The following is a 13,265-nucleotide window of genomic DNA, read 5'->3' as shown; positions in this document are numbered from 1 at the left end:
GGCGGAGTGGGGATGACGAGGCGCCTGCGGTTTCTGTGCGTGATGCTTGCGGGCCTGTTTGCCGCCGCCGCCGTGGCGGCGCAAACCCGCCCACCTGCTGCCGGGATACCTGCCGCGCCTGAATCCGTGGTCATGGGCATGGGTGCCTTCCCGCCCTATCTGGTTTATGGCGATGGCGGGCCAAGCGGGCTGGCGGTCAGCCTGGCCAATGAGCTGTTTCCCGAAATCGGCCTGCGCCTGGTGCTGCGCGACATGCCGTTTGCCCGCGCCATGCAGGAAGCGCGCAGCGGCGGCGTCGAAGGCATGCTGCTGGCGGCGCCGCTGCCCGAGCGCGAAGCCTTTCTCGCCTTCACGCCGCCGGTCTTTTGCGAATACCGCGACCTGTTCGTGCGCCGGGGCGAGGAATTCGACTGGCGCCAGACCATTGCCGGCAAGACCATCGGCGTCGGCCAGGGCCTGAATTATGGCCCCATGTTCCAAAGCTGGATCGATGCGCGGCTGATCACACCGGTGCCGCTGTCCAATATGCCGCAATTGCTGGAAGTGCTGGCGCGCGGCCGCTTCGATGCGGCGCTGATTTCGCGCTCGGAAGCCGATGCCTTGATGTCAGCGCAGCCCGAACTGCGCCGGCTGGTGGTGCCGCTGGTGCCGCATATCACCGTGGCGCCGTTAAGCTTCGCCTTCGCCCGCAGCCATGATGGCGCGGCGCGTGCAGCCAGGCTCACGGCCGTGCTGCGCCAGCGCGGCCTGGTGAAAGACTGTGCCCTATGAGCCAGCCGTGACCGACTACTGGAATCTGACCCAGACCTGGGCCTGGATCCGCTGGCGCGATCCGGCCAAGGTCGCCGCCTTCAAGGCGGAGGGCCATATCGGCCTGGCTGAAGCCATGATGTTTCCCGATGGCACGCGCATCATCGAGGAGAATCACCGCGCCGCTCTGCTCGATGCCTTGCGCACAGGCCGCATCACCACGCAAGGCCAGGAAACCACGGCTGCTGCCCTGGTGTCGATTGCGCCCGACGATTGGCAGCGTATCGAGCCGGTGGCGCCGTCCCAGGCGCGGCATGCGGTTGCCGGCAACCGCCGCGTCGCCTGGCACGGCCTGCGCTTCGATGCCGCTGTTGCGATGCGGCTATGGCCGCCGATGACCGGCGTGTCGCTGAAGATTTAAGTGCCGCGTCCCCACAGGCCGCAATAGCGCCGCGCCACGAAAGGCAGGTTGCTGGCATAGCCGGGCCAGTTTTCATATTGCGGCAGCTTGAAGTCGCGCTCCGCCGTATCCCAGCATTTGCCGTCCTGCGCCAGCAGCTTCATCGCGGCGGAGGCATCTTCGAGGAATTTGAGCTGCGCGCGCACATCATCCTTGGTGCCCAGCCGGTCGTTCGGTCCCGGATGGCCGGGGATCAGGCGGTCCCAGTCCAGTTTCAGCATCTTCTTCATGAAGGCTTCGGTTTCCAGCGGGTGGAAATCGATCATGCCGCGGCCCGGCACGCTGCCGACCGGGATGGTATCGACGATGAAGACGATGCGCTCTTTCGGCAGCCGCATCACCAGCGTTGAATCCGAATGGTTCAGGCCGTGATAGCTCAGTTCCAGCACAGTGCCACCCAGCGTGATGGTGCGGCCCTTGTCGCCCACCACTTCATCGGGCAGCACGGTATGCGGGTCCATCAGCTTGGCCAGCCGGGTCTTGGCCTTGTGATGCGCCACAAAGATGGCGCCGGCTTCCTTGAACGCCTTGCCGCCGGCGACATGGTCGTAATGGTGGTGGCTGTAGATCACATATTTCACCGGCTTGTCGGTGACCTTGCGGATTTCCTCAAGATACTGCTGGCCGCCGAACGGCTTGCCATAGGCCACCGGATCGGTGGCGATCACGCCTTCCGCTGTCACCACGAACATCGCCTGGTGGCCGCCATTGCGGAATACATACACATTGTTGGTGCCGTCCACCTTGGTGGTCTGGATCGCCGGACGTGCCGGGGCTTGCTGTGCCTGTGCCTGGCCAGTTGCCAAAGCCGCCGCCGTAAGCAGCACGGCCATCATGGTACGAAGCGCCATGGTATGAAGCATTGTGTTTCCCCCGGATTTTCGTTGCGCGGAGTCTAGGCCCGCGCCGCCGGGGAGGCAAAAAACCTTTCCGTGATTACCAGCGCAACAGCCTGTGTCCCAGCAGGGCGCCCAGCGCGGTCACGAGCAGGCCGCTCAAGCCATACCAGGTGATGACGAAAAGCGGCGAATCATCCGGGCAATGCAGGGCATAGAAACTGGCGGCAATGGCGGCGGCAGCCAGCCCGGCCATGGCCCCGGCGCGAGCGCCGGAAACCGGGGCGCCGGCCCGCAAAGCGAACAGCAGGGCGGCCAGCGGCGCCAGCGCGAGCAGCGGAATTGCCGTCATGCAGATGGCGGCATTGCGGCCCACCAGGCGCGGCAGCCAGGCATCGCCGGGCAGCAGCAGCAATTCCGCCAGCACGGCGGCAGCCAGCACGGCCAGCACCGCCAGCAGCGGTTTCAGGCGCAGGGCCGCCTGCGGGTGATAGAGGCCGATGGCCTGGCGCAGAGCCAGCACCGCCAGCAGGGCCGCCACCGCCACTTTCAGCGGAAAGCGCCAGCTTTGCAGCGCCGCCAGGATATCGCCGCGCACGCCCAGTTCGATCAGCATGGCGATCAGCGCCACCAGGATACCCAGGGCCGGCAGCAGCCACAGCCGCAGCAGGGCATTGGGCGGCTTGGTGGCGGTATCGGCGGCCAGGGCATTGATCAGGTCATCGGTTTTCATGCGCTCCTCCCCCTATTGGCTCTTGCCGCGCGCCAGGCCGGCGAGGTGGCGCAAGGCGCGGTGCAGCGTGACGCGCACGGCGCCATCGCTCATGCCAAGCTGGCTGCCAAGTTCGCTGGCGCTGCGGCCTTCCATCGCCATGCCGGCAACAATGGCGCGCTGGCGCTCGGGCAGAGCATCCAGCAGCGCATTGGCATCGATGGCATGATCGGCCTGGGCAGCTTCGTTGCCTGGGGCGGCCAGTTCCTCGATTTCATCCAGCGGCAGATGCTGGCGGAAACCGCCCCGGCGCAGCGCATCCACCAGCTTGTGATGGGCGATGGCGCCAAGCCAGGGGCGCAGAGGTTGCGTCTGGTCCCAGGTATGGCGTTTGAGATGCAGTGCCAGCAGCGTCTCCTGCACGATATCCTCACATTCCGCATCCGGCCGGCCGGCCCGCGCCAGGCCACGCCGCACCAGCGGGCGCAGCTTCACCGCCGCCGCCTGCAGGAACAGGCGGTATGCAGCGGCATCGCCGCCATTGGCCGCGCGCAGCAGGTCGTCCAGTGCTGTCTCCTGTTCAGCCAAGCGGCTCTCTATCCTGTTTCGCAGCGGGTCGCCGGAACGTTACAGCCGCCCCGCCTAAAAAAACCAGTCGGCTTTTGCCTACACGCCCAGGGGCTTTTGCCTACACGAAAGCGTGAGCCTGTAACGCTTCGGCTCCGGCCGGCGAATACCTCTGTGCAAGCCAAGCCCGGCTCGCTTCATCGGAGAGAAACGTACCATGTCCCACCGCACCCTCAGCTTTGCCGTCGCCGCCACGCTTGCCACCGCCGTCAGCACCGCCGCCCTGCTTTCCTCGCCCGCCCAGGCGCAGACCTCGGGCGACAAGGAACGTTGCTACGGCATCTCGATGGCCGGCAAGAATGACTGCGCCTCCACCGGCAACAATTCCTGCGCTGGCACCGCCAAGATGGATTTCGAAAAGGCGGCCTGGAAGTATGTCGCCAAGGGCACCTGCGCCGGCATGCAGGTACAGCTGAAAGATGGCAGCAAGCGCATGGGCTCGCTTGAGCCGGTGAAGGGCTAAGCCCCTCATGCTGGTGGACCGCTCGCAAATTCGGCCGCTGGTCCGGCCACGCTCCGCGCTGCCCTGTCGCGCTGGTGTCGGGCTCAAGCCTGAACATTACGCCGCGATCCTGGAGCAGAAGCCGGAAGCCGCGCCGGATGTCGGCTGGTTCGAACTGCATCCTGAGAATTATCTCGGCGCGGGCGGTCCACCGCATTACTACCTCGAACGCATCCGCGACCGCTTTCCGCTGTCGTTCCATGGCGTCGGGCTTTCCATCGGCGGCGCCGGTCCGCTGGACCGCACGCATCTCACAGAACTGCGCGGTCTGATCGAACGCTACCAGCCGGCGCAATTCTCCGAGCATCTCGCCTGGTCGAGCCATGGCGGCGCCTTCCTCAACGACCTGCTGCCGCTGCCTTATACGCGGGAAACGCTCGATCTGGTCGCTGATCATGTCGATCAGGTGCAGCAGGCTTTGGGCCGCCGCATGCTGATCGAGAATCCCTCCACCTATCTCGGCTTCACCGGCAACACGATGGATGAAGTGGATTTCCTGGCGCAATTGTCGCTGCGCAGCGGCTGTGGCCTGCTGCTGGATGTCAACAATGTCTATGTCTCGGCGGTGAATAACGGCTTCAGCGCGGAAGCCTATATCGACCGTTTCCCGCTGTCGCTGGTGGGCGAAATCCACCTTGCAGGCCATGCCGAGAGCGATGACGGCGCATTGCTGATCGACAGCCATGATTGCGCCGTGCTGCCGCCGGTCTGGCGGCTCTATGAACGCGTGCTGCGGCGCGGCGGCGTTTTCCCCACGCTGATCGAATGGGATGGCGCGATTCCCGATTGGCGGATATTACTGGCCGAGGCGCGCCGCGCGGACACCCTGCTTGATCCGCAGCGATATGCACTTGCCGAGGCGAGTTGAATGAGCGCCGCCCTGCACAAGCTGCAAGCCGATTTTACGGCGGCCCTGCGCGACCCGGATCGGCCGCCGCCGGCTGCGATCCGTGCCACTTCTGCCGCGCAATGCCGTGCGCACTTCAATATCCACCGCAACAACATGCATGTCAGTCTGGCCGCCGTGCTGGAAGCGCGCTTTCCGGTGATCCGCCGCCTGGTGGGCGATGAATTCTTCCATGCCATGGCGCTGGTTTTCGTGCGCCAGCTTCCGCCGGCCTCGCCGGTGCTGGCGCGCTATGGCAAGGGCTTCGGCGCGTTCCTGCAAGACTTCGCGCCGGTGCGTGATCTGCCCTATCTGCCGGATATGGCGGCGCTGGAATGGGCGCGCAGCGAAGCCTATCACGCCGCCGATGCGCCTGCCGCCAGCATTGCCGATCTTGCCGCTTTGCCGGAAACGGCATTGCCCATGGCGCGCCTGCGGCTGCATCCGGCCTTGCGTCTTGAGGTGTCGGATTATCCCATCGTGTCGCTGTGGCAGACCAACAGCCACGATGCCGAGGTCAGGCCGCTCGGTGCCGAGATGCCGGGTGAAACCGCGCTGGTGACGCGGCCACTGCTTGACGTGCTGGTGATGGCGCTGCCGCCCGGCGGTGCGGCCTTCATCACGGCAGTGCAGGCCGGCGCCGGTTTTGCCGCAGCGGCCGATGCCGCGCTCGATCACGGCGCCGATCTGCCGTCTCTGCTTGCCACTCTGTTCGATGCCGGCGCCATTACCGGCATTGCGGCTGGCTGATCACGTCAACGAGGAAACCATGACCATAGGAATTACGCCCCTGGTGGCGCTGTTCGGACGCATCCCGCATGACCTGATCGCGCTGCTGGCGCGTCTCGGCATTGGCATCGTGTTCCTGCGCTCCGGCCTGCTGAAATGGGATGGCTGGGCCGATGGCACCACGCAGGCGCTGTTTCGCGAGGAATACCGCCTGCCGTTGCTGCCGCCGGAACTTGCAGCACCCCTGGCAATGACTGCCGAACTATCGTTGCCGCCGCTGCTGCTGCTCGGGCTGGCGACGCGCTTCGCGGCGCTGGCGCTGCTCGGCATGACTCTGGTGATCCAGCTTTTCGTCTATCCCAATGCCTTCGATACCCACGCCACCTGGGCCGTGGCCTTGCTCTACCTGATCAAACACGGCGGTGGCGCGGTTGCGCTGGACCGGTTGATCGGCGGCAGGCTGGGCTAGGGCGGCTCAGCTTTCCTTGCCCAGCACGCGATGCAGCTTGCGCAGCAGGCGGCGCCGCTCAGCGTCGCTGTTGGCGTGGCGTAACTGCTGCTGCACCTGCAGCATCAGCAGCGCATAATCATTATGCCAGTCATGCCCTGCCACGGCTTCCGCTTCGGCATAGCGATCAAGCCGCTTGCGTGGGCTGGCCGCTTTCAGCAGGCGCGGATGCGGCGCTGCCAGATCGTAGCATTCATCCAGTTTCGGCACTGTCACCAGCGGCGCGGTTTCACCCCAGCCGGCGATGGTGCTGCGCAAAGCCGCGATGGCATCGGCCTCGCCATGCGTCAGCAACAGGCCGCGCCGCACCGGCAGCCGGTCGCGCAGCCAATCGAGCAATTCATCATGGTCGGCATGGCCGGAATAGATTTCCAGCTTGCGGATGCGGGCGCGCACCTGCACTTCGTCGCCCTGGATGCGTACCGGATTGGCGCCCTGTTCCAGCAGCGCGCCGAGCGTGCCGGCGGCTTGATAGCCGATCAGCAATACGGTGGCATTGGGGCGCCAGAGGTTGTTTTTCAGGTGGTGGCGGATGCGGCCGGCCTCGCACATGCCGGAGGCGGCAATGATAATGGCACCGCCGCTCACCTGCTCGATCTGCATGCTTTCCTGCACACTGCGGGTGAAATGCAGGCTGCCGCCCTGGAACGGCTGGCGCTCGCTGCTCTGCACGCCATTGGCCTTGTGCAGATAGCGCGCGAAAACATTGGTGATATTGGTCGCCAGCGGCGAGTCGACAAATACCGGCACACGCTTCACGGCGCCTTCCGCCATCAGCCGCGTCAGGTCGGCGAGCAATTCCTGGGTACGTTCCACGGCGAAGGCCGGGATCACCAGGTTGCCGCCGGCAGCGAGCGCGGTATTCACTTCGGTGGCCAGCACGGCACGGCGGCCGGCATCGTCCAGCTTTGGCCGTGGCCGCCCGCCATAGGTTGATTCCATCACCACCACATCCAGCGCCCTGGGTGCTTCGGCGATTTCCTGCAATGCCTTGTGTTCCGGCCCGATATCGCCCGAGAACAGCAGCCGCAGGGTCTCGCCGCCGCTTTCCGCTTCCAGTTCGATGGAGGCGGCACCGAGGATATGGCCGGCATTCCAGAACCGCGCGCGCAGCCCCGGCACCACCTCGAACCAGCTGTTGAAATCGCGTGGCAGCAGCAATTGCAGGCTGGCCTGGGCGTCGTCTGCGGTATAGATCGGCTGCACCACGCCAAGGCCGCGGCGCTGGTTGCGGCGATTCAGCCGCTCCACTTCCATTTCCTGGATACTGCCGGAATCCGGCAGCATGAAATGCAGCAGGTCAACCGTGCCGGGCGTGGCGTAGATCGGGCCGCCATAGCCGGCCTTGGCCAGTTTCGGCACCAGGCCGCTATGGTCGGTATGGGCATGGGTGAGCAGCACGGCGGCGATGTGGCGCGGATCGAACGGCCAGGCTTCGTAATTCAGCTGCTTCAGGGTCTTGTCGCCCTGGAACATGCCGCAATCGATCAGCACGGCCTGATTGCCGATTTCCAGCCGGTAGCAGGAGCCGGTGACGGTGCCGGCGGCACCATGAACGCCAAGACGCAGACTCATGGTGCGGCCTCCTCCCTGCCTGCGGCACCGTTGATGCGGTAGCCGCTATCCTGTTGCGCCAGTTCGGCGGCGAAGCCGAGATCGGCGTCCAGCCCGGCATGAATGCGGTAAAGCGGTTCGCCTGCGCGCACCGGTTCGCCGATCTTGCGCAGCAGGTCAACGCCGGCATGCTTGAAGGCCGGCGCGCCCGCCATGCGTGCCACCCGCGCAATGCGCAGGCAGTCGATGCCGCTGACCACGCCACTGGCCGGCGCCGGCACTTCGCGGCTGGTGGCGCTGGGTGCCGGGATGCCGGGGCTGGCGCCCTGCGCCTCGATCAGCCTTTCCATGGCGCGCAGAGCGGCACCGCTTTCCAGCAATTCGCGGGCGCGGCGGATGCCTTGCCCGCCCTTCACTGCTACATCGGCTTCGATCAGTGCGCCGGCCAGCAGCAGGGCGCGTTCGCGCAGATCGGTCGGTGCCGTGGCCTCGTTGCGCAGCACCGCCATCACGTCGCGCGCCTCCAGTACCGGGCCGATGCCGCGGCCGATCGGCTGGCTGCCATCGGTGATGCGGATGTCCAGCGACAGCCCGATGGCGCCGCCGACATACTCGAACAGCTTGCGCAGCCGCACCGCATCGCCCTGGCTGCGCAGCTTGGCGCTGGGACCCACCGGCATGTCGAGCACCAGGTGGCGCGATCCGGCGGTCAGTTTCTTCGACAGGATCGACGCCACCATCTGCTCGCGCGTGTCGATGCCGAGCGGGCGCTCCACGGTGATCATCACGTCATCGGCTGGCGACAGGTTGACCCGCCCGCCCCAGACCAGGCAGCCACCGATGCGATCAACGATGGTACGCATCTCGTCGGTGCCGATATCCACGCGGGCCAGCACTTCCATGGTATCGGCGGTGCCGGCCGGAGAGGTGATGGCGCGCGACGAGGTTTTGGGAATCGTCAGGCCGTGGGCCATCGCCAGCGGTACCACGATCATCGAGGTGCGGTTGCCGGGGATACCGCCGATGCAATGCTTGTCCACCACCAGCCGCTCGCCCCAATCCAGCCGGCGCCCGACATTGGCCATGGCGCGGGTGAGGCGCAGCACTTCCTCCACGGTCATGAAGCCGGCGCAGCCGACCAGGAAGGCGGCAACTTCCATCTTGCTGTAGCGCGAGGCGGCGATATCGCCGATCACCGCGGCGTATTCGGCATCGCTCAGTTCGTGGCCCTCGATCTTGCGGCGCAGCGCCTCCAGGCTGTCCACCGGGCGCGGATGCGCGATGCGCACCGAACTGCCCTGGGCCATGCCGAATACCCGGAAGGCTTCTTCCGAAAGACCCAGTTCATCGCCCTGCAGCAGGGCGGGATCATCCACGATATTCAGGGTCGCCAGCAGGCAGGCGCCGCCTGTCGCGCGGATCTCGATCTTGCCGAGCGCCTGGAATTCATCGGCGCGATAATGGCCGCAGGCGCGGCTGAGATAGGCGATGCTTTCGCGGTGGGTGTCGATGGCGATGCGTTTCAGTTTCAGCATGATGCGGTGCGGGATGGTTTTTCTGTGGTATTTGCCTCTCACCCGGTCGCCAGTCTAACCTTGGCGGCAGCGGCGGGCCAGCCACGGCGCGCCGCGAAGGGCTAAAGGGAGGAAGCATGCGCCTGCTGCTGCCGATGCCGGGCAATCAGGCCCTTGCCACGGAGCTTGCCCGGCTGGGTGCCGGCCCCTGCGGCGCGGTCGAAACCCGGCATTTCCCCGATGGCGAAAGCTATGTGCGCCTGCATGGCGAACTGCAGGGGCGCGAGGCGGTGCTCGTCTGCACGCTTGCCGCACCCGATCCGCTGCTGCTGCCGCTGGTCTTCGCTGCCGATGCGGCGCGCGATCTCGGCGCCGCCCGGGTCACGCTGCTGGCGCCCTATCTCGCCTATATGCGGCAGGACAAGCGCTTCCAGGCCGGCGAGGCGGTGTCGTCGAAAAGCTTCGCCGCCATCCTGTCGCGGCATGTCGACCGCCTGATCACGGTCGATCCGCACCTGCATCGCTATCCTGCGCTTGATGCGCTTTACACCATTCCCGCCCAGGCGCTGCATGCCGCGCCGCTGCTGGCCGATTGGATCGCGGCGGCGGTGCCCGATGCGCTGCTGCTCGGGCCGGATGCGGAAAGCGAACAATGGGTGGCGGCGGTGGCGGCGCGGGCCGGTGCGCCGCATGCGGTGCTGGCCAAGACCCGCCATGGCGACCGCTCCGTCGAAATCGCGCTGCCCGATCTTTCGGCCTATCGCGGCCGCCAGCCGGTACTGGTGGATGATATTGCCTCCTCGGGCCGCACGCTGATGCAGGCGGCACGGCTGCTGGTGGCGTTGGGCCTGCCCAAGCCAGTCTGCGTTGTGGTGCATGCGCTGTTCGCCGGCGATGCCTATGCCGCCCTGCAACCGCTGGCCAGCCGCATCGTCTCCTGCGATAGCGTGCCGCATCCCAGCAACGCCATCAGCCTGGCGCCGCTGCTGGCGGCGGCGCTGTAGGGGGAATCGGGATTTACGCCGTCAAAGGGGTATAATAAGAACGTGCATCGACTTCAAATCGACCAGAAATATTGATTTTCCAATAGAAATGGCCTGATAGGAGTGCGGCGGAACAAGCCGCAATGAACCGCGATTAGGCGATGCCGGAATGCGGTTCGGGCGGCGCGGATTTCATGAATTCAGTTTGCCGGGGTATTAACCTGGGCGGCAATCGGAAAGGCTGGGTTGGTGGAGCCGAGGGGAATCGAACCCCTGACCTCCTCATTGCGAACGAGGCGCTCTCCCATCTGAGCTACGGCCCCAGTCCGTTCCGGCCCGCATACGCAATTTTGCGGGCGGCATGCTTGTAGCCAAGGCGGCCCGGTTTGTCCACACCCCTATTCGGGGATTTTCCGGCGCCGCCGGTTCTCCCGGGCCATGGCTGGCCCCTGTTGTTGCCAAGCCGGGCGGCAGCCGGTATCAAGGGCCATCCCGTCCCGCCGGTTATTTTCGAGGAACCTCGATGTACGCGCTGATCTGGCTGATCGACACCCTGATCGGCCTCTATATCTGGCTGCTGATCGCCTCGGCGATCCTGAGCTGGCTGGTTGCCTTCAACGTCATCAACACGCGCAACCGCTTCGTCTACCTGCTGGGCGATTTCCTCTATCGTGTCACCGAGCCGGCCCTGCGGCCGATCCGCCGCGTGGTGCCCAATCTCGGCGGCCTTGATATCTCGCCGGTGCTGCTGATCCTGCTGCTGATGTTCGTGCAGCGGCTGCTGGTGCAGGATCTGGCGCGCCTGCTGCTCTAAAGCCGGCTGCCCTGAAACCGTATGCCGAAATCGGCGGCGGCCTGCGGCTGCTGGTGCGGCTGACGCCGAAGGCGGCGCGCGATGGCGTGCAGGGCCTCAAGGCGGCGGCGAATGGTGGCGTGGAACTGGCCATCGGCGTCACCGCCGTGCCGGAGAAGGGCAAGGCCAATGCGGCTTTGCTCAGGCTGCTGGCGAAGGAGCTGGGCGTGGCTGGCCGGGATTTGCGCCTGGCCGCCGGTGAGACCGACCGCCACAAGCAGGTGGCGCTGGCAGGCGATGCGGATGAATGGCGGGCGCGGCTCGATGCCTGGCTCGCTGGATTGAAGACAAAGGATTGACGTGATGACCGCCCAGAAAACGCAAGCCCGGCTGATCGAAGGCAAGCCCATCGCCGCCGAACTGCGCGCCGAAGTGGCCGCGAAAATACCCGGCTTCGTGGCGCGCAAGGGCCGCGCGCCGGGTCTTACCGTGGTGCTGGTGGGCGAGGACCCGGCAAGCCAGGTCTATGTGCGCAACAAGGGCGTGCTGACCCGCGAGGCCGGCATGGTCTCCGACGAGATCAAACTGCCGGCCAGCACCAGCCAGGCCGAACTGCTCGGCGTCGTGGCGCGTCTCAATGCCGATGAGCGTGTCGATGGTATCCTTGTGCAGATGCCGCTGCCCGGCCATATCGACACCCAGAAGATCATCGAGGCGATCGACCCGGCCAAGGATGTGGATGGCCTGCATCCGGTGAATGCCGGTATGCTGGCGCAGGGCATGGAAGCCCTGGTGCCGTGCACGCCGAAGGGCTGCATGATCATGCTGGAAAAGATTGGCGCCCAGGTTGCCGGTGCCAATGCCCTGGTGATCGGCCGCTCGATCCTGGTCGGCCGTCCGATGGCGGCCTTGCTGATCGGCGCCTCGGCCACCGTCACCGTGGCCCATTCCCGCAGCCGCGACCTGCCCGGCCTGTGCAAGGCGGCCGATATCGTGGTCGCCGCTGTCGGCCGGCCGGAGATGGTGCGGGGCGAGTGGCTCAAATCCGGCGCCATCGTCATCGATGTCGGCATCAACCGCATCCCGAAAGAGGACGGCAAGACAAGGCTGGTCGGCGACGTGCATTTCGCTTCCGCTGTCGAAGTCGCCGGCGCCATCACCCCGGTGCCCGGCGGCGTCGGCCTGATGACCACCGCCTGCCTGCTCGGCAACACGCTCACGGCTGCCTGCCGCCGTGCCGGGATCGATCCCGGCGCGCTGTAAGCCCTGGGCCGGGATCGATCCCGGCATGCTGTAATTTGCTTTTTGTCACCCTCGCGAAAGCGAGGGTCCCATTCGGGTTGGAAATGGGATACTCGCTTTCGCGGGTATGACGGGAAAAGGCGGACAGCCTTCCCCGACGACAGGCTTCCCCGACGACAGGCTTCCGCTTCGGCTGAATCCGGCTAAGCTGGCGCCATGGGGAAACGCCTGCCGCCTTTGCTCGCGCTCGAAGCCTTCGATTCCGCCGCCCGCCATATGAGCTTCAAGGCGGCCGCCGCCGAGCTTAACCTCACGCCCTCGGCGATCAGCCACCGGGTGAAGGCGCTGGAGCGCCATCTCGGCCTGCCGCTGTTCCGTCGCCTCAACCGCGAAATCCGCTTCACCGAAGCCGGCCAGGATTATTTCGGCAGCGTGCGCCGCGCATTGGATGAAGTGGCGCGTGCCTCGCAGCGCTTGCAGGCGCCGAGCCAGGGCGATGAATTGCGGGTTTCCGCCGTGCCCTTCATCGCCGCTGCCTGGCTGATTCCCAATCTGGAAAGTTTCCTCGACAGCCAGCCGGGGCTGCGGCTCTATGTTGAATCGACCCAGCGCAATGCTGATTTCGCCCGCGATCCGGTGGATGCGGCGATCCGCTGGGGCCATGGCCGCTGGCCCGGCCTGTCCGCCACGCGGCTCGCCAGCATCTCGGTAACACCGGTGGCCTCGCCGAAGCTGATGCAGAGTGGGGGCGGTTTGCGCGCATTGACGCGGCCGCGCGACCTGCGCGACCACACGCTGATTCATTTGAGCTACCTGCCGAAAGCCTGGGGCCGCTGGCTCGCCGCTGCCGGTGTCGCAGGTCTGAAGCCGAAGCGGGAAATCTGGGTCGATAACATGCAGCAGGCGATCGATGCCGCCGAACGCGGCATCGGCATCACGCTCGGCGTCACGCCGCTCTTGGCGCCGCGCCTCTTGGAACAGCGGCTGGTGATGCCGTTTGGCCTGGAATTGTCGGAGAACTACGCCTACTGGTTCGTCTGCCGCCGTGCCGAGGCCGACCGGCCGAGGCTGAAGGCGTTGCGCGAGTGGCTGGTGCAGCTGCTGGCCCAGGCCGATGTCCAGATGAAATTGCTTCAGGCGAAGCAGCCGTTTTAGCGGTTGCGGCCTGG

The 13,265-nt window shown here is 65.9% G+C and carries 16 protein-coding genes and 1 tRNA gene; 11 read left to right on the top strand and 6 right to left on the bottom strand.

The window, feature by feature from the left end:
- Window positions 1–12 precede the first annotated feature (12 nt).
- Both ACQY7X_RS06155 and ACQY7X_RS06150 read left to right on the top strand, forming a co-directional pair.
- Window positions 13–771 (top strand): substrate-binding periplasmic protein, encoded by a 759-nt coding sequence (locus tag ACQY7X_RS06155; RefSeq protein WP_428248977.1) that lies wholly within the window; start codon window positions 13–15, stop codon window positions 769–771.
- Window positions 772–778: 7 nt separating this feature from the next.
- Window positions 779–1,171: a hypothetical protein gene (locus ACQY7X_RS06150; RefSeq protein WP_428248976.1), complete on the top strand. Its 393-nt coding sequence runs from the start codon at window positions 779–781 to the stop codon at window positions 1,169–1,171.
- On the opposite strand, the gene ACQY7X_RS06145 is transcribed toward ACQY7X_RS06150, so the two are convergent.
- The 3 genes from ACQY7X_RS06145 to ACQY7X_RS06135 all read right to left on the bottom strand — a co-directional run bounded on the left by ACQY7X_RS06145 (window position 1,168) and on the right by ACQY7X_RS06135 (window position 3,346).
- The gene (locus ACQY7X_RS06145) at window positions 1,168–2,061 is read right to left on the bottom strand and encodes an MBL fold metallo-hydrolase (RefSeq protein WP_428248975.1); all 894 of its coding nucleotides are present in this window, start codon (window positions 2,059–2,061) and stop codon (window positions 1,168–1,170) included. The two genes, ACQY7X_RS06150 and ACQY7X_RS06145, sit on opposite strands and share 4 nt — an antisense overlap.
- Before the next feature lie 85 nt (window positions 2,062–2,146).
- Window positions 2,147–2,779 (bottom strand): NrsF family protein, encoded by a 633-nt coding sequence (locus tag ACQY7X_RS06140; protein WP_428248974.1) that lies wholly within the window; start codon window positions 2,777–2,779, stop codon window positions 2,147–2,149.
- Between the two features lie 12 nt (window positions 2,780–2,791).
- Entirely contained in the window at window positions 2,792–3,346 is a 555-nt protein-coding gene (locus tag ACQY7X_RS06135; protein WP_428248973.1) for a sigma-70 family RNA polymerase sigma factor, read from the bottom strand.
- 196 nt (window positions 3,347–3,542) lie between these two features.
- Between ACQY7X_RS06135 and ACQY7X_RS06130 the strand changes: the two genes are divergently transcribed.
- The 4 genes from ACQY7X_RS06130 to ACQY7X_RS06115 are packed head-to-tail and all read left to right on the top strand — an operon-like array spanning window position 3,543 to window position 5,971.
- Window positions 3,543–3,848, top strand: a complete 306-nt coding sequence (locus ACQY7X_RS06130; RefSeq protein ID WP_428248972.1) for a DUF2282 domain-containing protein — start codon at window positions 3,543–3,545, stop codon at window positions 3,846–3,848.
- Between the two features lie 7 nt (window positions 3,849–3,855).
- Window positions 3,856–4,755, top strand: a complete 900-nt coding sequence (locus tag ACQY7X_RS06125) for a DUF692 domain-containing protein (RefSeq protein ID WP_428248971.1) — start codon at window positions 3,856–3,858, stop codon at window positions 4,753–4,755.
- A complete protein-coding gene (locus tag ACQY7X_RS06120) occupies window positions 4,756–5,523 on the top strand; it encodes a putative DNA-binding domain-containing protein (protein WP_428248970.1) in 768 nt (255 codons plus the stop codon). It abuts the gene before it with no gap.
- Between the two features lie 19 nt (window positions 5,524–5,542).
- Window positions 5,543–5,971, top strand: coding sequence for a DoxX family protein (locus ACQY7X_RS06115; RefSeq protein ID WP_428248969.1), 429 nt, complete (start codon window positions 5,543–5,545; stop codon window positions 5,969–5,971).
- A 6-nt stretch (window positions 5,972–5,977) separates the two neighbouring features.
- Here ACQY7X_RS06115 and ACQY7X_RS06110 read toward each other — a convergent pair whose 3' ends face one another.
- Both ACQY7X_RS06110 and ACQY7X_RS06105 read right to left on the bottom strand, forming a co-directional pair.
- Window positions 5,978–7,585 (bottom strand): MBL fold metallo-hydrolase, encoded by a 1,608-nt coding sequence (locus ACQY7X_RS06110; RefSeq protein ID WP_428248968.1) that lies wholly within the window; start codon window positions 7,583–7,585, stop codon window positions 5,978–5,980.
- A complete protein-coding gene (locus ACQY7X_RS06105; protein ID WP_428248967.1) occupies window positions 7,582–9,099 on the bottom strand; it encodes a thymidine phosphorylase family protein in 1,518 nt (505 codons plus the stop codon). The genes ACQY7X_RS06110 and ACQY7X_RS06105 overlap by 4 nt, the downstream gene beginning before the upstream one ends.
- 116 nt (window positions 9,100–9,215) lie before the next feature.
- On the opposite strand from ACQY7X_RS06105, the gene ACQY7X_RS06100 reads away from it, so the two are divergent.
- A complete protein-coding gene (locus ACQY7X_RS06100) occupies window positions 9,216–10,082 on the top strand; it encodes a ribose-phosphate pyrophosphokinase (protein ID WP_428248966.1) in 867 nt (288 codons plus the stop codon).
- 226 nt (window positions 10,083–10,308) lie between these two features.
- Here the strand turns inward: ACQY7X_RS06100 and ACQY7X_RS06095 are convergent.
- Window positions 10,309–10,384, bottom strand: a tRNA-Ala gene (locus tag ACQY7X_RS06095).
- Window positions 10,385–10,584: 200 nt separating this feature from the next.
- Here ACQY7X_RS06095 and ACQY7X_RS06090 point away from each other — a divergent pair.
- From ACQY7X_RS06090 to gcvA, 4 genes are all read left to right on the top strand, one after another.
- The gene (locus ACQY7X_RS06090; RefSeq protein WP_428248965.1) at window positions 10,585–10,875 is read left to right on the top strand and encodes a YggT family protein; all 291 of its coding nucleotides are present in this window, start codon (window positions 10,585–10,587) and stop codon (window positions 10,873–10,875) included.
- Window positions 10,876–10,928: 53 nt separating this feature from the next.
- Window positions 10,929–11,213, top strand: coding sequence for a DUF167 family protein (locus ACQY7X_RS06085; RefSeq protein ID WP_428248964.1), 285 nt, complete (start codon window positions 10,929–10,931; stop codon window positions 11,211–11,213).
- 4 nt (window positions 11,214–11,217) lie between these two features.
- Window positions 11,218–12,117, top strand: a complete 900-nt coding sequence (folD, locus tag ACQY7X_RS06080; protein ID WP_428248963.1) for a bifunctional methylenetetrahydrofolate dehydrogenase/methenyltetrahydrofolate cyclohydrolase FolD — start codon at window positions 11,218–11,220, stop codon at window positions 12,115–12,117.
- 195 nt (window positions 12,118–12,312) lie between these two features.
- Window positions 12,313–13,251, top strand: coding sequence for a transcriptional regulator GcvA (gcvA, locus tag ACQY7X_RS06075; RefSeq protein WP_428248962.1), 939 nt, complete (start codon window positions 12,313–12,315; stop codon window positions 13,249–13,251).
- The last annotated feature ends 14 nt before the right edge of the window (window positions 13,252–13,265 follow it).

It is taken from the genome of Ferrovibrio sp., from assembly GCF_965278975.1.
Taxonomy (GTDB): Bacteria; Pseudomonadota; Alphaproteobacteria; order Ferrovibrionales; family Ferrovibrionaceae; genus Ferrovibrio.
This window is presented reverse-complemented; position numbering and strand designations above follow the sequence as displayed.